This window comes from Janthinobacterium sp. MP5059B (assembly GCF_001758645.1).
GTDB lineage: Bacteria > Pseudomonadota > Gammaproteobacteria > Burkholderiales > Burkholderiaceae_D > Janthinobacterium > Janthinobacterium lividum.
On the sequence record NZ_LRHX01000009.1, the window covers coordinates 43614 to 68374 of the forward strand.

Annotated in this window: 23 protein-coding genes; 14 read left to right on the forward strand and 9 right to left on the reverse strand. The window is 55.7% G+C overall.

Annotation, left to right across the window (positions count from 1 at the left end):
- Positions 1-18 precede the first annotated feature (18 nt).
- The 3 genes from JAB1_RS12125 to JAB1_RS12135 all read right to left on the reverse strand — a co-directional run bounded on the left by JAB1_RS12125 (position 19) and on the right by JAB1_RS12135 (position 2210).
- Positions 19-951 (reverse strand): 5'-nucleotidase, encoded by a 933-nt coding sequence (locus JAB1_RS12125; protein ID WP_070280093.1) that lies wholly within the window; start codon positions 949-951, stop codon positions 19-21.
- Positions 952-1029: 78 nt separating this feature from the next.
- Complete coding sequence (locus JAB1_RS12130) at positions 1030-1893, reverse strand: ImmA/IrrE family metallo-endopeptidase (protein WP_070280094.1); 864 nt, start codon at positions 1891-1893, stop codon at positions 1030-1032.
- A complete protein-coding gene (locus JAB1_RS12135) occupies positions 1890-2210 on the reverse strand; it encodes a helix-turn-helix transcriptional regulator (protein WP_070280095.1) in 321 nt (106 codons plus the stop codon). Before JAB1_RS12135 ends, JAB1_RS12130 begins: the two co-directional genes overlap by 4 nt.
- Before the next feature lie 195 nt (positions 2211-2405).
- On the opposite strand from JAB1_RS12135, the gene JAB1_RS12140 reads away from it, so the two are divergent.
- From JAB1_RS12140 to JAB1_RS29555, 3 genes are all read left to right on the forward strand, one after another.
- Entirely contained in the window at positions 2406-2657 is a 252-nt protein-coding gene (locus JAB1_RS12140) for a multiubiquitin domain-containing protein (RefSeq protein WP_070280096.1), read from the forward strand.
- Complete coding sequence (locus tag JAB1_RS12145; RefSeq protein WP_070280097.1) at positions 2632-3831, forward strand: ThiF family adenylyltransferase; 1200 nt, start codon at positions 2632-2634, stop codon at positions 3829-3831. The genes JAB1_RS12140 and JAB1_RS12145 overlap by 26 nt, the downstream gene beginning before the upstream one ends.
- A gap of 515 nt (positions 3832-4346) precedes the next feature.
- Positions 4347-5246, forward strand: a complete 900-nt coding sequence (locus tag JAB1_RS29555) for a hypothetical protein (protein WP_139144534.1) — start codon at positions 4347-4349, stop codon at positions 5244-5246.
- 566 nt (positions 5247-5812) lie between these two features.
- On the opposite strand, the gene JAB1_RS28770 is transcribed toward JAB1_RS29555, so the two are convergent.
- Both JAB1_RS28770 and JAB1_RS28775 read right to left on the reverse strand, forming a co-directional pair.
- Positions 5813-6409 (reverse strand): 7-cyano-7-deazaguanine synthase, encoded by a 597-nt coding sequence (locus JAB1_RS28770; protein ID WP_071653343.1) that lies wholly within the window; start codon positions 6407-6409, stop codon positions 5813-5815.
- Entirely contained in the window at positions 6406-7620 is a 1215-nt protein-coding gene (locus tag JAB1_RS28775) for a PfkB family carbohydrate kinase (RefSeq protein WP_071653344.1), read from the reverse strand. The genes JAB1_RS28770 and JAB1_RS28775 overlap by 4 nt, the downstream gene beginning before the upstream one ends.
- 472 nt (positions 7621-8092) lie before the next feature.
- On the opposite strand from JAB1_RS28775, the gene JAB1_RS12160 reads away from it, so the two are divergent.
- The 5 genes from JAB1_RS12160 (at position 8093) to JAB1_RS12180 (ending at position 14597) form a co-directional block, all read left to right on the forward strand.
- The gene (locus JAB1_RS12160; RefSeq protein ID WP_139144535.1) at positions 8093-9250 is read left to right on the forward strand and encodes a hypothetical protein; all 1158 of its coding nucleotides are present in this window, start codon (positions 8093-8095) and stop codon (positions 9248-9250) included.
- A 107-nt stretch (positions 9251-9357) separates the two neighbouring features.
- Positions 9358-10035 (forward strand): DNA adenine methylase, encoded by a 678-nt coding sequence (locus JAB1_RS12165; protein WP_070280101.1) that lies wholly within the window; start codon positions 9358-9360, stop codon positions 10033-10035.
- Entirely contained in the window at positions 10032-10880 is an 849-nt protein-coding gene (locus JAB1_RS12170) for an 8-oxoguanine DNA glycosylase (RefSeq protein ID WP_070280102.1), read from the forward strand. The genes JAB1_RS12165 and JAB1_RS12170 overlap by 4 nt, the downstream gene beginning before the upstream one ends.
- Before the next feature lie 1533 nt (positions 10881-12413).
- Positions 12414-13334 (forward strand): helix-turn-helix domain-containing GNAT family N-acetyltransferase, encoded by a 921-nt coding sequence (locus JAB1_RS12175; protein WP_070280103.1) that lies wholly within the window; start codon positions 12414-12416, stop codon positions 13332-13334.
- Positions 13335-13535: 201 nt separating this feature from the next.
- On the forward strand, positions 13536-14597 hold the full coding sequence (locus JAB1_RS12180; protein WP_070280104.1) for a GGDEF domain-containing protein: 1062 nt from the start codon (positions 13536-13538) through the stop codon (positions 14595-14597).
- Here JAB1_RS12180 and JAB1_RS12185 read toward each other — a convergent pair.
- Positions 14594-14944: a hypothetical protein gene (locus JAB1_RS12185; protein WP_070280105.1), complete on the reverse strand. Its 351-nt coding sequence runs from the start codon at positions 14942-14944 to the stop codon at positions 14594-14596. The genes JAB1_RS12180 and JAB1_RS12185 overlap by 4 nt on opposite strands.
- Positions 14945-15067: 123 nt before the next feature.
- Here JAB1_RS12185 and JAB1_RS12190 point away from each other — a divergent pair, with 123 nt between their 5' ends.
- A complete protein-coding gene (locus tag JAB1_RS12190) occupies positions 15068-16078 on the forward strand; it encodes a hypothetical protein (protein WP_139144536.1) in 1011 nt (336 codons plus the stop codon).
- 163 nt (positions 16079-16241) lie between these two features.
- Positions 16242-17393 carry an AI-2E family transporter gene (locus tag JAB1_RS12195; RefSeq protein WP_070280107.1) on the forward strand — a complete coding sequence of 384 codons (1152 nt, stop codon included), beginning with the start codon at positions 16242-16244 and terminating at the stop codon, positions 17391-17393.
- A gap of 1 nt (position 17394) precedes the next feature.
- Here JAB1_RS12195 and JAB1_RS12200 read toward each other — a convergent pair whose 3' ends face one another.
- From JAB1_RS12200 to JAB1_RS12210, 3 genes are all read right to left on the reverse strand, one after another.
- A complete protein-coding gene (locus JAB1_RS12200; protein WP_070280108.1) occupies positions 17395-19128 on the reverse strand; it encodes a methyl-accepting chemotaxis protein in 1734 nt (577 codons plus the stop codon).
- A 350-nt stretch (positions 19129-19478) separates the two neighbouring features.
- Positions 19479-21092 (reverse strand): hypothetical protein, encoded by a 1614-nt coding sequence (locus JAB1_RS12205; protein WP_070280109.1) that lies wholly within the window; start codon positions 21090-21092, stop codon positions 19479-19481.
- Positions 21093-21133: 41 nt separating this feature from the next.
- The gene (locus JAB1_RS12210; protein ID WP_070280110.1) at positions 21134-22048 is read right to left on the reverse strand and encodes a DMT family transporter; all 915 of its coding nucleotides are present in this window, start codon (positions 22046-22048) and stop codon (positions 21134-21136) included.
- Between the two features lie 102 nt (positions 22049-22150).
- Here JAB1_RS12210 and JAB1_RS12215 point away from each other — a divergent pair, with 102 nt between their 5' ends.
- The 4 genes from JAB1_RS12215 (at position 22151) to JAB1_RS29885 (ending at position 24614) form a co-directional block, all read left to right on the forward strand.
- Positions 22151-22939, forward strand: a complete 789-nt coding sequence (locus tag JAB1_RS12215; RefSeq protein WP_092613323.1) for a helix-turn-helix transcriptional regulator — start codon at positions 22151-22153, stop codon at positions 22937-22939.
- A 116-nt stretch (positions 22940-23055) separates the two neighbouring features.
- The gene (locus tag JAB1_RS12220; RefSeq protein ID WP_070280111.1) at positions 23056-23655 is read left to right on the forward strand and encodes a MarC family protein; all 600 of its coding nucleotides are present in this window, start codon (positions 23056-23058) and stop codon (positions 23653-23655) included.
- An 18-nt stretch (positions 23656-23673) separates the two neighbouring features.
- Positions 23674-24219, forward strand: a complete 546-nt coding sequence (locus JAB1_RS12225) for a DinB family protein (RefSeq protein WP_070280112.1) — start codon at positions 23674-23676, stop codon at positions 24217-24219.
- A 224-nt stretch (positions 24220-24443) separates the two neighbouring features.
- A complete protein-coding gene (locus tag JAB1_RS29885; protein ID WP_175445054.1) occupies positions 24444-24614 on the forward strand; it encodes a hypothetical protein in 171 nt (56 codons plus the stop codon).
- The last annotated feature ends 147 nt before the right edge of the window (positions 24615-24761 follow it).

Here is a 24761-nt window from a genome sequence, read left to right on the forward strand (position 1 = left end):
CAGTAATGGCATGTTAACTCACGGACCCGCGTTAGTGATACCGAACGGAATATGAACCGATGGCGCAACGGAGCTCGCTGAGGCAAGATGACCAGCCTGATCGTCGAAGAAAATATGGGGCCGCAAAACTTCCAGGATTGTCCCCTTGGCAATACCTCCGAGGAAAAACGCGTCATTGACCATAACTCCCCAATTTTTCAGCGTATTCAAGGCACGCTCATGGGACGGTGCATTGCGCGCGGTAACAATGGACACCCGTAGCCTATTCTTATACGTCGAGTCCGTTTGTTTTTTTTCTTCCTCAGCCATCTGAATTTTAGAGACACGGAGTAAAAACTCCTTTAACGGTCCACCACCATGCGGTTCCATTACATTGGCAGTTTCATGTGCGTGAAAATGCTCAAGGTCTGAACTCTGCATTACACGCTCTGAAGTGTCATCCGCCAAGACACCATCAAAGTCAAATGCAATTCGTAAAGTTTGATCTTTTTCATCATCAATCTTCATGGAGTCCATTACGAAGCCAGCCGGCAGCCCTGACGCAATCGCCTCCAATACATCGCTTTTGTTTCCAGAAAGGAATAGTGAAATATTCAACGGACGGATGTATTCATACGGCGACTTCCCAGCTTGAAAAATCGCCCTGGTAATCCCTAGACCATAATGCTTGATGGTGTTCATCACACGCAAGCCAGTATCCGGGTCATTGCGGGAAAGCAGCATAACCTCAATTAGAGGTTCTCCGTCAACCGAAAGATCGTTCAATGACAGTAGGCGCTTGATGAAAGAATAGGACATCCCAACAGGCAGTGGATCGTTCAGATGCTCCTCTTGATATTTTCGATATGCGGCCTCTCCGTGACTACGAAAAACTTTGTCCGACTCACTGAGATCAAAGAGTGCACTTGACGCAACTCCAACAACCAACTTGTCCTGTAATGAATATGGCATGGATACTTTCGATGAAATTTAGGTTGCTAGCAATATTTACTTGTCCATGGATTCGCTTGCCCCGGCGCTTGTCTGCAATTATTGTCGAAATGGAGGCCAGTAGTCAGAGAGCTTTGGCAACACAAGCAAAGTTAAGGTTCGTTCGTATTGATCCATTGCAAGTTTCATTTCGCGTAGAGCGAGGCCCGGATCTGCATGCTTAAACCAGGCAGACGCAGGGATTTCACGTCCAACTCGCTCCGCCCTGACGGTGTCGTCGGCAGCCAGTGTTCTCGCAGGTATTTCGACAAGTTCGCGTTTAGGCGCAAAAAATGCCCCAGCCTCATATGCAGGGGTGCTTGACCGAGCCCAATGTACGAAGCCGTCACTGGAAATAAGCATGACTGCTTTCTCATCAGTGAACTCAAGCCATTTGAGTACTGCAGCGGTTAGAGATACGCCGTATCGGTCGGCACAATGCCCCAGAAAATCCAAATTGACCGCGCCGTTTATCTGCTTCGCAAAGTCATTAATTGGCATCAGCAGGTATGACGCAAATTGGTCGGCTTGCGTTTCGATGTTTTGCTCATCGCCTCTTCCAGCCAACACTTCGCCTGAACCACACTCGAAGCGATCTCTTTGCATGCGATGAAGTACGTAATGCCCCAACTCATGAGCTTGGGTAAATCTCACCCTCCCAAGCGATGGCATAGCATCGTTGTATAGCAGCATCCATTCACTACGATCGTCATTAGGAAGTAAGGCGCCTTGAAATCCCTTAATATTGGCGGGCTGAACTTTTGTGATTGGATCGGCGTAACCGAATATCTGTGCCGCATCCTGCGCCACCATAGGAACGTCAAGCGGAAAACGGTCGAGGCCAAGGCTAGCACTCGTAGCGTCAACCAGCTTGACGATCTTGCTGGCGGCTTTGGGCGGGGTCCAGATTTGCGGTTGTGTCATTGCTTTTTGAAGGTTGAAAGAATCTTTCGAAGCTGCTCTTTAGCTGGTGCATCGAGCTGCTGGTAACCGCGGAAGAAAGCCTCATCGATATGTCGCTCTTCTGGTGCCCGCACGTCCTCTTCGATGAAATAGGACGCAGACACACCTAACGCATCGGCCAACGCTGTCAACTTCTCTGCAGACGGCCGCTGCGACTCCCGATTTTCCAACTCCCACAGATAACTTTTGCTTAGGCCGGCCTTTGTGGCCAGGGCATCCAAGGTCAGATTATGCGTTTTTCTTAGCTCATTTAGTTTTTGGCCAAGACGATTAGACATTGTTAATTATCTCCTGTGATTAGTTCACCAATGTTCAGGGCAGACAAACACCCTACCTTAGTATAGCCAAAAAAAGTTCGCTTTGCCGAACTTTTTATCTTGACTTCGCGTCAGATTGGATTAGGATGTAGCCATGTTCGGAATTCCGAACTTTTTATCAGGTTGTTTCGCAGCTCACGCTGAAGGAGTTTAACCATGGCACACCCGCAGAAACTGGTAACAATTGTGGTCGAAGGCATGCCACACGAATGGCCGAAGGACGACATCACCTATGCTCAAGTAGTCACCCTGGAGGTGCCAGACTACCCTCAGCACCCGGAAATCACCTACGCCGTCAGCTACAAGAAAGGCAACGGTAATAAGCCTGAAGGCATTCTGGCACCAGGCGCGTCGGTTAAGGTTAAAGAAGGGATGGTCTTCTATGTTTCCGAAACTGGTCAGTCTTAACGATGATCTGCGCCGGCTGGTCGAAAAAGGCTATGCCGTCGCCTTCGACAGTGGCTACCTGATAGTTCGCGATATCCCGTACCTGGGCCAAGGTGGCCAACTGCAGATTGGGGCTTTTGTGACCAAGCTAGAGTTTGTAGACCAGCATTGCGTGCAACAGCAGGACCACCAGGTCTTTTTCGCCGGCGGCGTTCCCCACCAACTTGACGGTAGCCCCATTGCCAATCTGGGCGGCGGCCTAACTACCCTGTCGCTCAGCGAGCGCTGCAAGGACGTAGTCGTTCAGCGCTCATTTTCGAACAAACCTAAACCGGCTGACCGCTTTACTGACTTCTTCGCAAAAATCGAGAGCTACACAGCGATCATTGCCGGCCCAGCTATTGAGCGTCATGGCCAAACGCCTTATACATTCCGTGTCGACACGGGGGAAACTGCAGACGCTATTTTTAAGCTCCCAGACTCCCTTAGCAGCCGTGCCGAGATTGTCGACCTGTCCGCGCTGTTCGCGAACGAGATCGTCGCAATCATCGGCCTAGGAGGAACAGGAGCCTACATTCTTGACTACATGGTTAAAACGCCGGTCCTAGAAATCCGTGCGTTCGACCCGGACTCATTCTATGTGCACAACGCGTACCGCTCGCCTGGGCGCCTGCAAACCGAAGAACTGGGCAAACCGAAGGCGGACGTCTATGACAATCGCTATGGAAATTTCCGTCATGGACTGCGCTTCGAAGCCAAACATATCGACACTTGTTCTGCCGAAGACTTTGATGGTGTGACGTTCGCTTTCGTTTGCGTTGACAAAGGAAGTTCTCGAGCCGGCATCTTCGATCTGCTTATCGCAAATAGCATTCCATTCATTGATGTGGGAATGGGGCTTAAGCGCAAAGCTGGTGGCCTTGCGGGCCAAACACGCGTAACCTATTTTCCGCCGGCACAAGCTACGCAATTACGCGACTTGCAGCTGGCCGAGCTGCATGACGGCCCCGACGATCTTTATCGCGCCAATATTCAGATCGGAGAACTCAACGCCCTGAACGCAGCCTTGGCAGTGATACGTTATAAGCAGCTGCGCGGCTTCTACCACGCCGATGAAGGCCTTCTGCAAATGCTATTTCGCGTATCAGACATGAACATCATCGGGGAGGCTTCGTTCAATGAAGTTCAAACTTGAAAAAGTCCACTACATGCCTAAGCAGCTTGCGCCTGGCATCCTGTATGTGTCCCGTGAATTCGGTACAGCGGCCCACCTCTGCGCATGCGGCTGTGGCGCAAAAATACGTACCCCACTTGGGCCAGCGGAATGGTCCATCGAGGAACACGCAGCAGGACCAAGCTTGTGGCCATCTGTAGGAAATTGGCAGCAGCCATGTAAGTCTCACTACGTTATCGCTCAAGGTGAGATCGTTTGGGCACCACGCTGGGGCGAATCACAGGTTCAGTCTGGGCGCACCCATGAGCAACGCCGCCGCGAGGCCTATTTCGCGGGTTTACGACGCAAGCGTAAAGGCCGATGGGGCAATTTTGTGGAATGGGTCAAAGGCTTAGTCAGCTAAAGCTCGCCGCGATCCGAGGGCAACTGCTCCAAAATCGAACTTGAGATTGGGCAGTTTCGGATAGCCTGTAAGAAAGACTCCACTCCATCAGTTGTGCATATGACCAGATAAATAACAGAGAAGGCTTCACCTTATGATTAAAGACAGCGCAAAACAACACCACCGCACACTTAATGAAATACTCACTCACTACGAAGATGCGAAAGCTTGGCTTGAATCTCTAGGCATCAACGTCAACCCCACTCGCTTCCGCAATTACAAAAGAATTATTGAACAATCAGGTAAAGAATATTCTGAAAATTACGATTACAAGCAGGACTGGAATATGCTGTGGGCACTTTCTGAACTCGACGATCTTTTAAGTATTCATAGAGATTTGAAAGCTCAACAAGACATGCGGATGGTTGATAGTTTACGCAAAATAACGACTGGTCCAATTCTTCTGGACGACGAAAAAAACGATGGTGGCAGTATTCAAGGACGCAACTTTACTTTTGAACTTTATGCTGCAGCTCGTATTGCACGGGCAGGATTTTCGGTAAATTTCAATACAATCGCTGACGCTAATTTCTTGGTAGGCGAAAGACAAATTCACATGGAATGCAAAAGGGTCGTTAGCGAAGATAACATGGAAGGTTTGGTAATTTCCGCTTGCAAACAAATTGCTAAACGCTGCAACGATTCCCCCTCCGATCGCGGCATCGCAGCCATATCAATCAGTAAACTGGTCTGGAAAGCCTTTGAGGGGGCGGCAAAAGGTGTTCACGCAGACGTTGATACGATTAGGCTCGCGATGATTGCCAATTTGGACAAATGGGGACCCGAAATTACTAAACGGTTTGAGCGCTTCAACAAGCATACATCCGGTATTCTCTTGCATTACAAAATGCCTTTTCGCCGTAACACTGACGGGGCCGCCACCGTATTGAACCGGTTTGCGCTCTATCCAATATGCGACGCCAGCGCCCCAGAAATGGCATCTATGAAAAATCTAAGCGAACAGCTTCTCAAATCCGCAGGCAATGAAGGCTGAGTCTGACGAGCACAATGAAACTAACACATTTCATTGTAGATCGGATTTTAGAAAATGATGTAAAATTTTCAAAATACAACCATGGGGCTAAATATGTTTCCCTTTCAACGTTTATCCCTCACAAGCGAAGTCGAAAAAATTATTCATGCCACGGTACGAAAATCCCAACCCACTAAGTATTATATTTTTCGATTAGCTGATTTCTTAGCCAAATCTGCATCAATATTCATGTTTGTAATTTTCATGGCTTACATGTCAGTTTGGACACTTTCCACTCATCTACAGAAGATGTCTCCATCCGACCTTGATGCACTTGCAAATCCATTTGCCATCGCATTCGTCGCGACCGGGATTATTGGTGTGTCTACTCACATTATTCAGGATGGACTTCGGCATCAATTAAAAGGTGCTGTGCGAGATGCATGCAAAAATATTTAATCAGCCAGTGCCGACGTATTACCGATCAAAGCAACATTAGCGTCGAATGACAAGCAGAACGAAGGCGCTCTGCCGGGCGCCAACAGCCCACCAGCAGCGCAAACACGTCGCGAACATCGCTAATAATTTCAATACGGTATTTCTCCGAGCTCATGCATGACATTTTTATGCTTCAAGCAACCGCGGCACTGTCCGCAGGCAAAGTTTGAACGATGACATGAGTGGGACCAGCACAAAAGATCCAAAGGAATTCCAGAGTGACGTATTAGCTCAGCAGAGGACATTCGAATGCCCGGAGCGCGCACATGCAACGCCCCCTCTTGCATGAAAAGCAACTGATCGATTGAGTCCACAAACCCTTGAGTCCCGTCCGTATGGCTGGCATCCGTCGACACCGTTCCGATCAAGAGTTCTTCTGCGCCATGCGCCAGTGCCGGCGTGGCCGCGAGAGTTATAACTAGTTGATTGCGATATGGCCACCATTCTGATGAAGGTGCCACTGCCAGCGCAGGCTTTCCACTCAAATCGCCCGAACCAATTTGTGAACAGTTGATAGAAACAATGACATGCTGCATACCAAGCTCTTTGCAAACCTGGGCTGAAGCTCGAATTTCAGCCTCTGCTGGACGCTGTCCATAGTCGACTGTGATCCCAATACTAGGTCGAAGCCAATACGCGATCGCTGTAGAGTCTTGCCCACCTGAGAGTAAAAGCGCTGATTTCATCGTTCTAGCGCTATCCAGATTGCTCTATAAATAGCAGTGTCCAAATCGGATTCGATCAAACATCCAGTTCCTGTAAGCATCGTCAAATCACTTTTGTTTTCTACCTGTGTAAAGGCAACCACCGGCTTCCGAGTGGCGATCGCATACCCTACCTCAAATATTGTGCCGGAATCCAACCCATCGCAGATGGCAAACAGAACATCACATTTATCGATACCAAGCAGGTCCTCTCGCGCAACCACATCGGGATCGCCTTCGCCAGCATCGTGGATTGGGGAAAATACATCAATATTCAATTTTAGGAATGTCTCGCGCAAGCTATCTACCAGCCACCGCTGCGACACCGTAAAGAAAGGACCTGCTAGATAAATTGTGCGCTTCTCGCCAGAACTAGTTGTCGGCACACAAGGAGGTGGCAGTGGGGCTTTATCAAAATCCACAGGAACCGGAAGATAAGCGCTATTGCAGTAGAAGGCGGTCGCCAAAGAAGCTCTATACGCGGCTTCATCTGCAGGCAGGCCCATGGCGCCCCAGAAATAAGTAAACGTCGCAGAAAATACATCGCCCGATCCAATAGACCAGACATTCTCTGTTTTATAGCAAGGTACGCGACGAACGTTTATTCCATCTGACACAAGTGCCCCATGAGGACCTTGTTTCAAAACAACCACTGCAGCGTTTTCACGTCTATGAATAGTGGATAGCTGCTGAGATGGATCATCTGAGCCTGTGAGCAGCTTTGCCTCGACCGAGTTAATAACGTAGGCAAGCCGCCTTGCCTTCGACCCGTTTTCAGTGAAGTATTTTGCATGTAGCGGGGCTTGAGGATCATATACAGCAACCTCCGCATCCACCACGGCACTACCTTCCACCATCCCGTACCGCAGTACCAAGTCACCCTTAACATCTAGCTTACCCGCCAAATCATCTATCCCTAACAAAGGCTCCTGCTGAGGACTTGCTAAACCGTGTAGCCAACGAAAAGAGATCAGGTGCTTACCTGGCGAGAGACACAATTCGAAGTTATAGTTGGCCAAGTTCAGCCTGACTTCGTTGGCGTGACTATCTGGTACGAATGCATGGAGCTGGACATCCACATCGAAATCATCCAAGGCAGCAGCAGCGCGACCGCCTGAGCCTAAAATTTCTCTTCGCTCGGGGAATTGACAGATTTCTCGGTAGATACCGCCGGCAATTTTGAGAGTTTTCATTTGCGCCTCACCTGCACCTCGACCCGGGCACCTGCCCTATTCAGCACTTCAGCTACATACTCATTGCCTTGAGCCATACATTCCAACAATCGCGCAAGTGCGTCGGATGTGATCGCGCCAGCCCGTTGACCGTCATGCATTGCGACCGCGACTTGGAATCCCCCAGACCGGGTCTCAGCAATGACGTCGAGCCTCATACTCGGCTGCAAAAGGACGACAACCTGCGGGACGGGCGAGTTAAGTACAGTTCGAAACGTCAGTCGGTCACAGTCGCTACGTGGTGGTTGCGGATCATATACGGTTCCGCCGGTTCCGGACATCGCGGTTTCCTTTGTAAAAAAACGATCGACGCTATTTAAATGATAGCTAACCTCCGGCATATCGCATATTCGCCAGCTTTTTTCATGTTAGCATTTCCGCCAGTAAATTGGTATTCTATGCATTATCTCAGCCACCCCCTTGGGCGCAAAGCATGCCAACTCATGATTTCATCAAGCAGGTTCAACATGGCTGGCGGCGCCGATTCGTTGCTTGGGGCGCCGCTCCTGTTTTGAATGGAATCGCCGCTGTCTTCTCCGTTCTCGCCGGCGCCCTTGCTTCTTTTTTTACTGGCTCAATACGTGCGTCTCTTGCCCTGCCAGCATCAGCAGATCAGGGAACCAATTTTTCCATAAGCAACTGGCATATCTCCGGAGAGGCCTTTGTATTCTGGTCCCTCGTAATTTTGGCCGCAGTCTTGTTCGCCTGGAGCAAATACTCCGACAGTGCAGTCGATAATGAACATAAAGTATATGTGGGCAAAGCCTTGCAGGGACTGGAGAGCATGCCGCCCAGCGCATTTTTATTGGCACTCGCTAAGGAATATGTCATCTCCCATGCGGAAGTTGCTCAGCTTCGGGCTTTAACACGTCAAACGATGACCACAATCGTACTTGATGACGTCGATAAGGCGATCAGGAACGTATTGACTTCGCTAGCCCGAACAGTGGAATCGTACGACGGCCACCGAAACCGCTCCTACCGGATCTCGTTGCTTTTATTCGTCCGAGCAGACTGGAACAAGGAGAAGCTCAAGAGGCTTGTCGACATCCGATTTATTTTGGAGTCAGAACAACAAGGAGTCTTAGAATCACTCTCCTCTTTATCAATAACGTATCCTGTGAATTCAACACTCGCCCCCCTGACTACAACCACCGAGTTTGCCTACCCAGTGCATCAGCCCCGCCGGGAGGGTGACGACAAGAACCTCCTCCCCGGTCCTCCCCGCGCATTTCACCGCAATGGAATGTTCGAGTGCCACTCCTTGGATCCTCAGCTATCCCAGTTGTCCGAACATATTGCAGACTCAAACCATAATGAAGTAATGAGGGAGTTTTACACTAAAGGCCCTGGTGTGAACGTAAAAAGTTTCGTGTCTATTGCAGTGCCATCGAACAAGTGGGACATGACCTTGGATACAGCAAACCTGGATTCAGCCGGTGTCGTCCATATCGAAGCAAGCGAGCTCAACGTAGTGAAAAGTGCATCTGGCTTTTTCTGGCCAGTAGCTCAGCCATACCTCCTACTCATCTCGGACATGTTAGCGATTCGGAGTTCGCTAACCCCGAAACCCTTAGCTCATACAAGTTAGCAGAGCTCAGTACTGAACTCCGAAGTAGTTCACGGTGACTCTGCTACATCACATCGCTTCATAGTATTTCGCTTGACATCATCGTCAGATTCGACGATGATCTGACGATGAAATATCCGGGCGGAAAAGGCAAGTGCTATCAACAGATCATCAATCTGATGCCACCTCACGAAATTTATATCGAATCGCATCTGGGTGGCGGAGCAGTGCTGCGAAACAAGAAACTTGCGGCGCGCAACATTGGTATCGAACTTGATAAAAAAGTCGTCGCGGCCTGGCAGACACAACTTCCAGAGACCTACGAGCTAGTACATGCTGACGCGTTAACGTACTTGCGTACCTTTCCATTTTCCGGAAGGGAGTTGATCTATGCTGATCCCCCCTACATTCCTTCAAGCCGGCGCAGGGCTCGCGTCTATACCTGCGATTACGTAGAAGAGGATCACGTGGCCCTGCTCGATCTCCTTACATCACTTCCATGTATGGTGATGATTTCGGGATATGACAACCCACTTTATGCAGCACGACTCGCCACATGGCGAAAGGAGAGTTTCGCCGTAATGACGCACACAGGCATGGCTACCGAGAGTGTTTGGATGAATTTCCCTGCCGCGACTACCCTCCATGACACCACTCACTTGGGCAAAAGCTTCCGCGAACGACAAACGATTAAGCGTCGCAATGAGCGTCTTCGAGAAAAAATTGCCCAGATGCCTGCTGTCGAAAGAACTGAATTGCTCCGCTGGATAAATAGCACTTATGCGAACCCAAGGGAGGTGCAATGATGCAAACAGGGACCATATTTCTTGATTCCGCTACGATCAGCATAGAGCTACCTCAACCTCACAACGAAGTTGTCGCAGGTGTTCCCTGGGGATCAATCGATGAATTTCCCAGCCCTGCATACTGGGCTTATCAGGTAATCGCGAGACGAATTGCAGGTCGCCAGCTTAACTACAAGCTTGGAAATACACTCCAAGAAGAAGTTGGAGCATGCATCTTAGGCGGACACGGTATTCCAGCCGAAGTCGGGCTCGCCGCATTTCGACGGCTGAAAGAGTATGGGGTTTTTTCATCGGGTTTCACAGATGAAATCACGATCCGTGAACTCCTCTTGAAACCGCTGGAGGTCAACAACAAACCCGTTAGATACCGATTTGCACAGCAGAAGGCAAAGTACCTAGCCTGCAGCTTGGCTCGAATCGATGAATCTACCGCTCCAGTGGAAACCGGTAAGCGTCTTAGAGACTGGCTTGTAGAACTGCCTGGCATCGGGTTTAAAACGGCGTCATGGATCGCTCGAAATTGGCTGTCTGCTGATGACGTCGCCATCCTAGACATCCATATCCTTCGCGCAGGGGCGCTAGCGGGATTCCTCGACAGTACACTTACTGTTGAACGTCATTACCTCGCCCTAGAGCAGCAGTTCCTCGCGTTCAGTAAAGGGCTTGGTGTGCGCGCATCAGAGCTTGATGCCGTAATGTGGCTGGAAATGATGTCTTCCCCAAGCGTGGTGCGCCGAACTATGGAACAATCGGGTCACGAACGCAAAGAGCCTCGTCGACAACCACTACAATCGCACTCCAAGCAAACCAACACCGACGCCGACCAAATGCCCATGCTCGTCTAACTTGCGCGCCCACTGTTCGCCGGTGATGCCCAGCTGGCAATAGCCAAGTGATAGCACCTCTGCAGCTAGTGCTATGAAGCCCTGAAGATTGCCGGCATCTCTCCAGATAAGACTACACGGATTTGCATATTTGGCTGCGGTCTTCCCAGGCTCGCCTACAAATAAAAGCATCGTTGCATCAGACGGTTCACAAACATCTCTCAACTGCATTCTCACTTCATCGGGGGAGAGTATTGACCGATCAAGGCATTGCATAGAATGATGGTCCGGTAAATAGCGCAACCAGTGTTCGTCGTCTGGCGAGCTGACCAACAAATGTATGGGATGTATCGCCCCTGCTGATGGAGCTGGCCTGAGTGTCGTGTAAAAACCGAGTGAGTTGCTACCCCACGATAGGGTTCTGCAAGAGAGACTCAATAGCGCTGACAGATCTTTCATGCTGGCTTGGCTGAGTCGCCTATGCGACCTTCGCCGCATCAATATTGTAGCGGCATCAGCAGTCACCTGCTGGCCGGCGTCCTCCAGTTGCATCAGACCAGATGCTGGCCACTGAAAAGGTACGTACTGACGAGCGACGTCACGCGGTGTGGGTTCGCCTAACCCGATCCATTCAGTGAAATTTCCGGACATTGAGAATTCTCGCATCAAATTCTTACGAAGGTATGGGGACATTACACCAATAAGTCTGGCAGGTCGTCACTTCATTACTAGTATTCTCTTACATCTGTTTTGTTCACGCTCATCGCAATACCTTGCCCGGTGTCGAACTGGAAATCAGAAAAGCCACATCTTGCCGACCAGCAATAATGGAGCGCAACGAACGCCGCTCCGGAAATTTTTGAGCGGCGTTCGCTACTAGGGAACGTGCATCAATAAACAGGTATATTTTGCTAGGTGCGTTGACGAGAATTTAGTGCATCCAGCGTATTGCTGGCCTTGCCTTGCTGCTTCGCACAGCGCTCCGCGCCACTCAAATAGAGTGAACATATCTAACTGATTTTCTCAAACTTCTTTGCCAACAACACATTACGCTTTGCACGGCTCGTTGGAACGCTAATCCCCGTGCACTACAAGGCGATAGCAAGAGCACTCTGGCGTCTTTCCAACAGTGAACTTGCTGTCGAGGAATTCAGATTCAAAGGGCCCATCTTGTCATATGCTGACGCCCGACAGCAGCCGGGACATTTTGCGGTTCGGTTCAATCCAAAATTTGCGAACTTCTACTACCCAATACTGACCATATTTGGTTGATTGCTGACGCGTACTCACTTAGCTTTGGCGTCGGCGTAGGAAAATTTCATGTATTTTGAGACGCTCGTCGGCGAAATTCTCAAAATATTTGACTAACCAATTGATTTATAAGGATTAAATTTTCATTTATTTTGAGATCCTACAGTCTCTGGTTTCCGTTCAGCTAAGGCGGCCCTCTTCAGGGCCGCATTTTTTATGCACGCCAGAAACCTGACGCCAGATTGACATACTTGCTAAAAGCAAGCAATAATCTGCCATAAGCAAGTAAATGGGAGATAGCATATGCACGCGGATCAACTCGGCGAGCGCACGGAGATCGTGCGTCGTTTCAACCGTTTCTATACGCACCAGATTGGCGTGCTGCATGAACACTTGCTGGACAGCGCGTTTTCGCTGACGGAGGTGCGCATCCTGTATGAACTGGCGCATCGTGAGCAACTGACCAGCGCAGACTTGTGCCGCGAGCTGGGCTTGAATGCGGGCTATCTGAGCCGGGTCATTGCCGGGTTCGAAAAGCAGGGGCTGATCGCCAAGACGCGCTCGCCCACGGATGCGCGCGCGGCGCAATTGCAGCTGACCGAGCAGGGACAGCGCACCCTCGCCCCCCTGGTCGACGCCTCGCGGCGCGAAGTGGCCGCCATGCTGGAACGTTTGCCGCCGACGGCGCAGCAGGAGCTGGTCGCTGCCATGGAGCACATCCAGGGTTTGCTGGGGGAACCATCGCCCGCTTATATCCTGCGCAATCCGCAGCCGGGTGACATGGGCTGGATCATCCACCGGCAAGCCGTGCTGTATACGCAGGAATATGGCTGGAACAATGAATACGAGGCACTCGTCGCCGAGATCCTCGCCAAGTTCGTGCAGGAATTCGACCCGGCCCGTGAGCGCTGCTGGATCGCCGAGAAGGACGGCAAGGTGATCGGTTCGGTCTTCATCGTGCGCCAGGACGACACGACGGCCAAGCTGCGCTTGCTGTATGTCGATCCAAGCGCACGCGGCCTGGGCATCGGCAGCCGCCTGGTCGACGAGTGCCTGCGCTTCAGCCGCCAGGTCGGCTATACGAAAATGGTGTTGTGGACCAACAGCATCCTCACCGATGCGCGCCGCATCTACGACAAGGCCGGCTTCCAACTGGTCGAGGAAGAGGTGCATCACAGCTTTGGCAAGGACTTGATCGGCCAGGTGCTGGCGCGCGACCTGTGACGACCCGCGCTGCCACCGCCATATGCCACTGTAGCGGCGGCAGGACAGTGTCAGCCGTTTTCCTCGCCACTATCCCCACTGCCCCCAAGAAACCAGTACACTAGTTCCTGAGCGCAACTAATTTTGTGCGCGCGCCATGCCGCCTGCCGTTTCCGGGAGGCGCTCCTGCCGCAAGGCGTGTTGTCTGCCTGGACAAATGTCATGTTCACTTCGCGCAGCCTGTCTCCTGCCTTCTATTACCTGTTCTTTTCAGGAGAACGGGAGCAGCAGCAGCGCTTTTTCAAGGAACTGCATTTCATTTCGATAGCGATCCTGACGTTTGGCCTGGCTTGCTGGCTGGTCACGTTCAGCCTGACCTTGCCGCGCGCCACGTTCGACCATGCGCAGGCGGCGCTGGGCGTGACGGGCATGGTGGTCGGGCTGGTGCTGACCAGGTATGCGAAGTCGCTGCAAGCGATCATCGTCAGCGGCACCATCAGCGTGCTGTTCATCGCTTTCAGCTTTCGCGTGCTGATGCTGGGTACGGACGATCCCGCTTTCTGGGTATTGCCGCTGGGCGTGATGATCACCCTGACGACGGCGCCCATCTTCAGCGGCATCGCGTACTACCTGGGCGTGTCGCTGTGCGTGTGGGCCATCCTGGGGCTGGGGCAGTTTCCCGTGCATGCGGACCAGGCCGATCAGCATTGGCCCGTGCTGGCCGTCACCATCAGCGTGATCATCGGCCTGGCGCTAAATATCTATTTTCTCGTCTTGCGCATCCACAACTACCGCGCCCAGCGCGAACTGGCGACGATGGCCTACAAGGATGGCTTGACCGGGCTCAACAACCGACGCATGTTCACGCAAAGCGCCCGCACCTTGCAGCGCACGGCGCGCACGCCTGCGTATTTCCTGATGATCGACATCGACGACTTCAAGCAAATCAACGATGTGTATGGCCATGACGTGGGCGACGAGGTGCTGAAAAAGATCGCCGAGGTCATCGGTGGGCTAGCGGGCGAGCACCTGTGCGGCCGCCTGGGCGGCGAGGAGTTCGCCGTCATTTACCTGGGCGAAAAGAACGCGGCCTGCGCCTTTGCCGCGCAACTGGTCGATGCCGTCGAAGCGGCCTTTGTGCCGGAACGCAAGGTGTCCGTCAGCATCGGCATCGCGGAACTGATCAAGGAAACGGACTTGTCGCACAGCTACCGGCGCGCCGATGAATCCTTGTACCAGGCCAAGAAAAACGGCAAGAACCGCTACGTGCTCAACGCCGCCTAGGCATTGGCGTCCTGCTTGGCATCGAGCAGCGCCAGCAAGGCTTGCGGGGAAATCTTCCAGGGATCGCGCTGCTCGGGATCTACCTCGTACCAGCTGTCCTGGGCCCCGATCTTGAGGATCGTCAAGGGGATGTCCTTGCTCTCAAAGAACGCCAGCATGCGGCGGATCAAACGGCTCACCTTGGCGTGGTCATCCAGAAACAAGGGACAGGTATAAAAACAGCCCGTCTCTCCCATACGCAACAGTTTGGCCGAGCCGACGCGCGAGCGGCCCAGATATTTGTGCAGGAACTCGGTCACTGCCGCATCGTCGACAGGGATACTGCAGGAAATAGTAATCTGGGCCATGGCAGCGAGAACAGTGATTCAATAGCCAAGCTTAGCAGAAAGCGATTTATTCCTGAAATGCTAAGATCGCTGCCCGCGCATGCCCGCAAGCCGTCCGGCATGGCGTCTCGACAAGGATAGCCATTGAACACCCGAGGAAACATCACTTTTCGCATGCTGTCGCTGTGCGCCACCCTGTGCCTGCCGCTGTCCAGCATGGCGCAAGCCATTCCTGCCGAGGATGCCGCCTTCGTGGCCGCCACCGTGCCTGTCCCATCGCCGCTGCTGCGCCTGAGCGCGCATCCCGAGATCCGCGCCGACGTCTTGAAACTGCTCGGCTATGCGCGCGGCAGCTATACGCAGGGCGATACCCTGATCGCGCGCCAGGTGCTCGACAGCATGCATTCACTCGATGACATCACGCGCACCATGCTGCCCGACGGGCGCTCGGTGCTGGCCTCCATCGATGCCAGCACCGACGGTGCATGGCGCGCCGCCATGCTGTTCGATCCGCAACGCAAGCTGTTGGCGCTGGGCCTTGTCAACGGCCATTGCCAGGCCGCCATCGGCGACGCCGCGCCCGCCTGCCTGCCATCCACGCATGCCGTGCTGACGCTGTTCCTGCCGCCCGGCGCGGAGGACGAGATGGCCGCGCCGCTGCTGGTCTGGGCGCGGCAGTTGCCGACTATGCTGGCACAGGCTGCGCCGGAACAGCGGCAAAGCATTGCTGTGGTGGAATACATCACGACCCGCCCCGGCCAGCCCGGCTGGGAACAGCGCGACGTGCCGCCCGGCTTTCCCGCCAGCTTGCTGCACCTGCTGCTGCCGAATGCGGAACTCAACAGCAGTTCCAGCGGCGGCAAACTCATCGCGCCGGGGGGCCTGGCGGGTTTGCCCATGCGCACACCCACGGAAGCGGCCGAGGCCGGCGACGAGCCCATGCCCGATGCCAGCATCACCCTGCGCAGCTATGCCGATTTCCATTGGGTGCTCAACACCTATGCCAAACTGGCCAAGGGCGCGCAAGTGAAGGGGCATGAGGAGAAGGTCGTGTTCACGGGCAGCGATACGAGCGGCCGCTACACGGTGACCTTGCGCGAGCCGGACAAGGAAAACGGCGTCTTCATTACCGTAGCCAGCTGGCGGACAAAATAAGCGGAAACAGACAGGGAAAACATTGCCATTCCGCACAAGGGCATGGCATTTTGGCATTTTGCGGTATGATTTCCGGCCGTGCGGCGCGGCCCGATCCCTGCCTTGCCCACCCTGTCCTTCAAGCCAGCCACGCTTGCGTAGCATCCTGCCCTAAGGAATTCATATGTTCGGTTTTAACTTGCGCGTCGCCAAGATGGTGTGGACGGCTTTTCTCGTCGCTTTTTTGTTATTCATCACGTACAAGGTGTCGTCGACCCTGATCGTGGTGGTGTTCGCGGTGTTCTTCAGCTACCTCGTGTATCCGCTGATCGGGCTGCTGGAGCGTTATGGGCCGAAGCGCCTGCCGCGCACGGCCAGTATCGGCATCGTCTTCCTGGTGGTGATCTTGCTGGTGGCGGTGCTGGGGTCGATCTTCGGGGCGCGGATCGAGGAAGAGGCGATCAAGCTCAGCGATCAATTGCCGACCTTGCTCAAGGGGAATAATTTTGCCGAGCGCATTCCTTTGCCGGAATTCATGGAACCGTTGCGCGCGCGCCTGCTGTCGTTCATGCAGACACAGCTGAGCAGCGGGACGGGACAAGCCATGCCGCTGGCGAAAGAACTGGGCTTGACCGTCATGCATGCGGCCAGCAACCTGATCTATCTGGTGCTGGTGCCCGTGCTGAGCTTTTTGCTGATCAAGGAAGGGCCGGACATGCGCGACGGCTTGCTCTCCTTGCTGAACCGCCCGAACAAGAAACTCTGGGGCGCCATCATCGATGACCTCGACATCTTGCTGTCGCGCTATGTGCGCGCCCTGCTGCTGTTGTCGATCGCCACTTTTGTGTCCTACAGCATCGCCTTTTCCCTGATGGGCGTGCCGTACAGCCTGCTGCTGGCCGGCGCGGCCGCCTTGCTGGAATTCATCCCGTTTGCCGGCCCGCTGGCGGCGGCCGTCATCGCCGTGGTCGTGGCCGGTTTCAGCGGCTTCGAGCACGTGTTCTGGTTGATCGGCTTTATTGCCGCCTACCGTTTGTTCCAGGATTACGTGGTCAACCCATACTTGATGAGCGAAGGCGTTGAAGTAAGCCCGCTGATGGTGATCGTCGGCTTGCTGGCAGGCGACCAGCTGGGTGGCGTGGTCGGCATCTTCCTGTCCGTGCCCGTGATGGCGGCCATCAAGATCGTCTTCGTGCGTGCCAGGGCGGCCTTGCAGGCGCGCCATGATGCGCATGAGAAAGCGGAACAGGCGGCGGAAGAAGCGCGCGCCCAGGCCCTGGCCGAGGCGGCGCGCTTGCAGGAACAGGGCAGCAAGGCCACCCTGCCAGCGCAGTAACTTAGAACTCTTCCCACTCGCCGCTGTTGTCGGCAGCAGGCTTGGCGGGACGCGGTTTTGCGGCAGCGACAGGTGCAGCAGCGGCGCGGGCCGGCGCCAGGCGCAGCGCCGGGCGTTTCAAGGCCGTGCTGGCGGCGGCCACGACAGGCTTGCGCAAGGCAGGCTTGGCCGCTGCCGGACCGCTATGGTTGGCGTCGAGTTTAAAAATGCTGACCATCTCGGCCAGCGCGGCCGCCTGCTCCTGCATGGATTCCGAAGCGGCTGCCGCTTCTTCCACCAGCGCCGCATTCTGTTGCGTCACGGTATCCATTTCCGCCACGGCTTGATTGATCTGGCCGATGCCCAGTTCCTGCTCGCGGCCGGCGGCGCTGATTTCGCCCATGATGTCCGTCACGCGGCGGATGCTGGCCACGATCTCGTCCATCGTCGTGCCCGTCTGGCTGACCAGTTCGCTACCGGCGCCCACGTTCTGTACCGACGCTTCGATCAGCATCTTGATGTCCTTGGCGGCGCTGGCCGAGCGGTGCGCCAGGTTACGCACTTCCGTGGCGACGACGGCAAAGCCACGGCCCTGTTCGCCGGCACGCGCCGCTTCCACGGCCGCATTCAAGGCCAGGATGTTCGTCTGAAAGGCGATGCCATCGATCACGCCGATGATGTCGGCAATCTTTTTCGACGATTCGCTGATGGTGCCCATGGTATCGACCACTTGCGCCACCAGTGCACCACCCTTGACGGCCACGTCCGATGCGGACACGGCCAGCTGGTTTGCCTGGCGCGCATTGTCGGAATTCTGCTTGACGGTCGAGGTCAGCTCTTCCAGCGAGGAAGCTGTTTCTTCCAGGCTCGACGCTTGCTGCTCCGTGCGGCTCGACAGATCCAGGTTGCCCGAAGCGATTTCATTGCTGGCCGTGGCGATGGCGCCGCTGCCGTCGCGCACGCCGCGCACGGTGTTCGACAGGCGTTCCTGCATTTTCTGCAAGCCCGTCAGCAAGGCGCCCATCTCGTCGTTGCGCGTGATGACGATGTCATTGGCCAGGTTGCCGTCGGAAATGGCGCCGAAATGGCGCAGGGCCTGGTCCAGCGGGCCGAAGATGGCGCGCAGCAGCAAGATGCTGGAAATAATCGTCAGCAAGGCGCCGACGATCATACCGCCGATGGCCATGGCCACCTGGGTGCGGTAACTGGACTGGCTGGTCGCATACATCGCGGCAGCCGACGTGGCCTGGTATTGCGTCAATGTTTCGGCTGCCTGGTCCAGGGTGCGGTACAGCGGCGTCAGCCCCGTCATCATCAAACCGTCCGCTTGAGCGACGTTGCCTTCACGCAAAGCCTTGCTCATGACCAGCAAGCCGTTGCTCATGTAATCGCTGCGTTTCTTGTCCATGTCGTCGGACAGGCGCTTTTCGTCCGTGCTTTGCGGCAAGGCCAGGTACACCTTCCAGGACTTGTTGGAGGCTTCCATGAATTGTTCCGCACGGGCCAGGATATCCTTGGCGTCGGCCGCATCGGGATGCACCATCACGCGGTCCATCGTGAAACGGGCGCGGCCCAGCAGAATCTGCGACTCGCCGATGGCTTGCGTCGATACCAGCTGATTGCTGTAGACCTCGTTGAGGTTGTGGTTGGCCGATTTCAGGCTGATGATACTCATGACGCCCAATACGGCGATCAGCAAGCCCAGCACACTCATGGTGGCAATCAGGCGCATTTTTATTGTTATATTCGACAGCATGCAGTTTCCTTGGTAGGGGCGTAACCATGCCTGCGCTCACCAAACGGGATAGCAACAAGCGCCAGATGGGCGGGTCACGTGAATTGTTCAGGACAGATCGATATGGCGTGTAAGGCGGCAGGGGGGAAGGCGGCCCGCGCATATCGTCAGGAGTGCAATACAGGGCAACGAGGTCGAGGTTTCCTGTACTTTTAATTTCCTGACTGCAAGATACAGGGAAAGTTTACTAGTAGCAACATCCAGTATTGATTTTCACGCTTTGTAACAAGCGGATGATGTTTTTTGCGCAGAACTGGCATTCCGCTGCCGTGCAAGGTCGCGTGGGAATGCCATTTATGCTAGCTAACAAGTTAATACATGGTTTCTTCGATGAGCTGGCCATCGTCGCGGAAATACTGGAACCGGCCCGTTTTCATGCCCATGTTGTAGGCGCCTATCCGCTTTGGTTTGCCGTTCTGGAAATTCTCGATATTGACGCCATGCAGCACGCCCTTGTGCCAACTACGGTGAAATTGCGGCACTTCGCCATCGGGATAAAACAGGGTTTCCGCCCCATCGCGCTTGCCGTTGGCAAACGCGCCCTGGTAACGCCGCTTGCCATCCGGATAAAAACTCTCCATCGGGCCCTCGAGCTCGCCAAAGCGGTAATGTTCGACCAGTTCCAGCTGGCCACCGGCCGCATATTGTTCCAGCTTGCCTTCCGGTTCGCCATCGCGCATGGTCAGCACTTGCCAGCCGCCATCCGGCGTCGCCTTCTTCCACGGCCCCTGCTTGATGTCATCAACATACAGACCGCCACCGCCCGGCTCGATCCACTGGCCCTGCTTCTTGCCATTCACATAGTTGCCCTGCCAGTGCACCAGCGTACCAATACGGCGCTCGCTGGGGCCGTCCAACCTGTCTTTGACGTAGGTATCGAAACCCTCGTAATTGCCCTTGCCCTCGTCGCGCCATTCGTCCACGCCCGGGTTCACTTCCCAGCGGCCCGTGCGCTGGCCCCGCTGCATCATGCCCGTTGTCGTTTCCTCGCCGCTTTCATACGTCCACGGCCCTTCGGCCTTGTCGTCGACAAACGCGCCAACCGAGCGGATGGTGAGCGGCTCTTCATAGTGCCACTGCCCAGTGCGCTTGCCTTGCGCATACCGGCCACGGGCATACACGTTGCCCGTGCAGCAATTCACGTCGTATTCGATGAGCAGCCCATCCTGGCTGGCGGCAAAGCGCTGCGGCTGCGTTTCCCAGGTGATCCATTTGACGTGATAGCTGGGCGCGCGCCCGCCTTCCCAGCCCTTGCCCAGCAGATAGGTGACCGTGAGGAAATGGCCATCCTTTTCCTGGAAGGTTTTTTTATAGGCAAATGCCGGGGCGTCCGTCGGCTTGCCGGGCAATAACTCGCCATCGATATTGAAATAGCCGACCAGGGTGCCGTGGCCATGCTCGATGGCGTCGAACTCGGCCACGCCCGTGGGTGCGTACGCGATGCTGTAGTCGATCAGCTGCAAGCGGGCCAGCGCGGCGCGCACCCGCGCCTCGTCCATGGTTTTCGCGCCGCGCACGATGGCGTCCAGGGTCGGCTGCAGGGTGGCCACCTTGAACATCCTGCCGCCGCTGCGCTCGTAGCGGTAGGCATGCAAGCCAAAGAGCTTATCGCTGCTGCGGCTGAGCACGAACGTGGTTTCACCTTCGCTGTCGAGGTCAAGCTGGAACACGGCCGCGATGCTGGCCTTGCCATACTTGTCCAGGTTCATGCGCTTCTCGCTATCCCCGTTGCACTGGCAATAGTAGCCGTTGACTTCGCCATTTTCCCGCAGGAAGGCCAGCACCACGCCGCCATCGCGGCGCTCGACAACGCTGGCGGTGGCCATCGGTTTACCCTCGTAGAACCGGACTGCCGCCTGCACCGGCGCCAAGGTGCCCAGCGCCAGCAGCGCCGCCATCGTGCTGATCCAAAATGTTTGCCGCATGCCAACTCCACTGCCTGAAAACCGCCATTATGCATGGCTGTTCAGGCAAGACCGGACACGCCAGGACGCTGGCGCCACAGGGGCCGCTGCACCGTCTGCGCCAGCAGCACGCCCAGCAGCGAGATGCCGCCGCCGACCAGGTGGTACACATGCATGCTTTCGTGCAGCCAGACGATGGCCAGCAAGGCCGTCAGCAGGGGCAGCAGGTTGACGTAAATGCTGCAGCGGTTCGGTCCCAGCAGTTTTACCCCTTCAATCCACAGGTAGGACAGCACGATGGACGAACCGATGCCGGCATAGCCGATCAGCGGCAAGGTCGTAGCGTCCAGCCTGGCGCTGCCGGCCGGCAGCAGCAGGAACAGCGGCAGCATGCACGCCAGGGCTGCCAAGGCCTGGCAATAAATGGCTTGCCAGGCGGGAATGGACAAACGCCAGCGGCGCAGCAGCACGCCATACAGGGCAAAACTCAGGCAAGCCAGCAGCATCAGCGCATCGCCCGCATGCACGCCTTGATGCAGCAAGGCCAGCACGTCGCCGCGCCCCACCAGGTACAGCAAGCCGCCAAACGACAGCACGCCGCCGGCCGCCATGCCGACCGTCAACCGCTCGCCCAGCATCAGCACGCTGAGCAAGGCCGTCATCAGCGGCGCCAGCGCCGTGACGATGGCCATATTCGTCGCCGTCGTCGATTCGGCGGCGCGGTAGGACAGGCTCTGGAACAGCGCCATCGACATCACGCCACACAGGGCCAGCTGCCACCACTGGCGGCGGATGGCGGCGCGGTTGCGCCACAGGGGGCGGGCGATAAACGGCGTCATCACCAGCAAGACCAGCACCAGGCGGTAAAAAGTGATGGCGGTGGGGGCGATGCTGGACGCGGCCAGCTTCGAAACGACGACATTGCCGGCCCACAGCAGCATGGCCAGAAACGGATACAGATAGGCGCGCACAGGCATGCGAAGCTCCAGGAATAGTTGCGGGAAACCATCATGCCGCAGGTGCGCCGCGCCTTCTCGCGCTAAAATGTCTGGACCTATCGCAAAACTGACATCATTTTCATGGATTGCACCTCGCCCGCCTTTCAGGAATTGCTGCCCGTCACGGCGCGCGCCATGGCGCTGGCCGTCGACTATGCGCATGGCCACGTGATTTCCGTGCACCGCCACACACATGCACAATTGCTGTATGCCATCGAGGGCGTGATGACCATCGAGGCCCAAGGCGGGCGCTGGGTGGTGCCGCCCACGCGCGGCGTGTGGCTGCAGCCCGGCATCGCGCACCAGGTACGCATGAGCGGCGCGGTGAAAATGCGCACCGTCTTCATCGACTGCGCCAGCTCACCGCTGCTGCCGCGCCACAGCTGCGTGCTCGACATCAGCCCCCTGCTGCGGCAATTGATCGTGGCGGCCGTCGACATCGCACCCGATTTCACGGAAGGCAGCCGCGACTGGCATCTGTTGCAATTGCTGTTGCACGAGCTCGACAGCCTGCCCGTGCTGCCCCTGTATCTGCCGCTGCCTGCCGATGCGCGCCTGCGCGGCATCTGCGCGCGGCTGATGGCGCAGCCGGGCGAACAGCAGACGGTGGCGCACTGGGCGCAGGAACTGGCGATCACCGAGCGCAGCCTGCACCGGCTGTTCCAGAAACAGACAGGCATGCGCTTTGGCCAGTGGCGCCAGCAGGCGCGCCTGCTGCGGGCGCTGGAACAATTGGCGCACGGCAGCAAGGTCATCGACGTGGCCATGGACAATGGCTATACGAGCCAGAGTGCCTTCACGGCCATGTTCAAGAAGCATTTCGGCACCACGCCCAGCGCGTTTTACCAGGCAAAAGTCATCGCTGCGTAAAAAAAATGCTGCTATGCATCAATAATCATGGGCGATAGCCGCCGCTCTTGTTATCATCGCAAGCCTTATCGCACCGCGCCCATCCTGGCAGCGGTGTTGACCTCAATCACATCACCATGACACAGAATTTTTTCCAGACATTTATCCTGCTCTTGCTCGTGACCGATCCGTTCGGCAACGTTTCCCTGTTCGTCAATGCCCTGAAACGGGTGCCCATCGAGCGGCGCTGGAAAGTCGTGGTGCGCGAATGCCTGATCGCCTTCGGCATCTTGCTGCTGTTTATGTTCTTCGGCCGCCATTTCCTGAACGCCTTGCAATTGTCGGAAGTGGCGCTGCGCATCGGCGGCGGCGTGATCCTGTTCCTGATCGCCATGCGCATGGTCTTTCCGCAGCCCAACGCCGGCAATAGCGACCACGAGATGGGCGGTGAACCGTTCATCGTGCCGCTGGCCATCCCCGCGCTGGCCGGCCCGTCGGCGCTGGCCACCGTGCTGCTGTTTTCCTCGCATGAAATGAACGAAGTCATTGCCCATGTGGCGGGGCTGACGGCCGTGGCCGCCGTCTGGCTGGCCGTCTTCCTGTGCGCCGAACGCTTGCAACGGGCCCTGGGTCCAAGAGTCATGACGGCGTTTGAACGCCTGATGGGCTTGATCCTGACGGCGATGGCCATTGAAATGCTGCTGGCCGGCATACGCGCGTTTTTGAAATCCGTCTGATATAGAACATTCATCACCATGAGCCGTTGCGCCCACATTTTCCTGATGGCCGATTACAACCAGTGGATGAATGCCAAGGTGTACGCGGCGGCGGCCAGCCTGCCACCCGGCGAGCTGCAGCGCGAGCGGGGCGCCTTTTTCGGCTCCCTGCTGGCCACCCTGAACCACGTGATGGTGGGCGACACGCTGTGGCTACAGCGCTATGCGAAGCACCCGGCCGGCTTTCCCCTGCTCGACCCCATCCGCGCCATCACCCCGCCCGCCTCGCTCACGCACCCGCTGTTCGCGGCCGACGATTTTGCCGCCATGCACGCGCACCGGCAATGGCTGGACCAGCTCATCATCGACTGGACCGCCTCGATCACGGAAGCCGACCTCGACTATTTGCTCGACTACCGCAACAGCAAGGGCCCGAACCGGCGCGAGTTTTTCAGCCTGCTCATGCATTTCTTCAACCACCAGACGCACCACCGGGGCCAGGCCAGCACCCTGCTGTCGCAAGCGGGCGTGGACATCGGCGACACGGATCTCCTATTTCGCATCCCCAACCATATTGCCGACTGACGACGGGCGGTAGCGCCATGCCTTGAACAAGATCAAGGCCAGCGCAAGAAAGACAATGGGATGCGGCAGAGTCATGGCATTTCCTTTGCCGCATACACGGCTTGCCACAGTTCCGTCACAATGACGAACGAGGGAACCGTGTCTCTCGCACGCTGCCGGCGCCTCCTGGGAGAGATCAAAGCGGCCGAGCAGGAATTATCCAGCAGCAAGAGCGCACCCCGAGGATGCCTGCGCGTCAGGCTGCCGCAGGTGGGCAGCTGGCTCACTCCGTACTGGACGCGCACCGCCAGCACGACGGCGCCTTTCGCATCCTGTGGCCCAGCAGCCGCCACCTGACGCCGAAATTGCGCGCCTTCATCGACTTCCTGGCCACCCGCGTGTTTCCGGAAAGCTGAGTCCGCGTCCGGCGCCGCGCTCGTTGTTTCCACACGACAACTTATTTAATTTGCTACCAATTTTTAAACTTTTCGCGGACTTGATACAAGTTTTTGTATTGCAGTGCGGAATTTTGAGGAACAATTACAGGCTGGCCGCCCTTACGT

Coding starts and splice junctions, on each gene's coding strand:
- JAB1_RS29555 (WP_139144534.1), top strand. CDS start 4,347: ATGATTAAAGACAGCGCAAAACAACACCACCGCACACTTAATGAAATA.
- JAB1_RS12175 (WP_070280103.1), top strand. CDS start 12,414: ATGCACGCGGATCAACTCGGCGAGCGCACGGAGATCGTGCGTCGTTTC.
- JAB1_RS28770 (WP_071653343.1), bottom strand. CDS start 6,409: ATGAAATCAGCGCTTTTACTCTCAGGTGGGCAAGACTCTACAGCGATC.
- JAB1_RS12165 (WP_070280101.1), top strand. CDS start 9,358: ATGAAATATCCGGGCGGAAAAGGCAAGTGCTATCAACAGATCATCAAT.
- JAB1_RS12195 (WP_070280107.1), top strand. CDS start 16,242: ATGTTCGGTTTTAACTTGCGCGTCGCCAAGATGGTGTGGACGGCTTTT.
- JAB1_RS12185 (WP_070280105.1), bottom strand. CDS start 14,944: ATGGCCCAGATTACTATTTCCTGCAGTATCCCTGTCGACGATGCGGCA.
- JAB1_RS12170 (WP_070280102.1), top strand. CDS start 10,032: ATGATGCAAACAGGGACCATATTTCTTGATTCCGCTACGATCAGCATA.
- JAB1_RS12205 (WP_070280109.1), bottom strand. CDS start 21,092: ATGCGGCAAACATTTTGGATCAGCACGATGGCGGCGCTGCTGGCGCTG.
- JAB1_RS12125 (WP_070280093.1), bottom strand. CDS start 951: ATGCCATATTCATTACAGGACAAGTTGGTTGTTGGAGTTGCGTCAAGT.
- JAB1_RS12210 (WP_070280110.1), bottom strand. CDS start 22,048: ATGCCTGTGCGCGCCTATCTGTATCCGTTTCTGGCCATGCTGCTGTGG.
- JAB1_RS12180 (WP_070280104.1), top strand. CDS start 13,536: ATGTTCACTTCGCGCAGCCTGTCTCCTGCCTTCTATTACCTGTTCTTT.
- JAB1_RS12135 (WP_070280095.1), bottom strand. CDS start 2,210: ATGTCTAATCGTCTTGGCCAAAAACTAAATGAGCTAAGAAAAACGCAT.
- JAB1_RS12215 (WP_092613323.1), top strand. CDS start 22,151: ATGGATTGCACCTCGCCCGCCTTTCAGGAATTGCTGCCCGTCACGGCG.
- JAB1_RS29885 (WP_175445054.1), top strand. CDS start 24,444: ATGCCTGCGCGTCAGGCTGCCGCAGGTGGGCAGCTGGCTCACTCCGTA.
- JAB1_RS12145 (WP_070280097.1), top strand. CDS start 2,632: ATGTTTCCGAAACTGGTCAGTCTTAACGATGATCTGCGCCGGCTGGTC.
- JAB1_RS12160 (WP_139144535.1), top strand. CDS start 8,093: ATGCCAACTCATGATTTCATCAAGCAGGTTCAACATGGCTGGCGGCGC.
- JAB1_RS12220 (WP_070280111.1), top strand. CDS start 23,056: ATGACACAGAATTTTTTCCAGACATTTATCCTGCTCTTGCTCGTGACC.
- JAB1_RS12140 (WP_070280096.1), top strand. CDS start 2,406: ATGGCACACCCGCAGAAACTGGTAACAATTGTGGTCGAAGGCATGCCA.
- JAB1_RS12225 (WP_070280112.1), top strand. CDS start 23,674: ATGAGCCGTTGCGCCCACATTTTCCTGATGGCCGATTACAACCAGTGG.
- JAB1_RS12200 (WP_070280108.1), bottom strand. CDS start 19,128: ATGCTGTCGAATATAACAATAAAAATGCGCCTGATTGCCACCATGAGT.
- JAB1_RS12130 (WP_070280094.1), bottom strand. CDS start 1,893: ATGACACAACCGCAAATCTGGACCCCGCCCAAAGCCGCCAGCAAGATC.
- JAB1_RS28775 (WP_071653344.1), bottom strand. CDS start 7,620: ATGAAAACTCTCAAAATTGCCGGCGGTATCTACCGAGAAATCTGTCAA.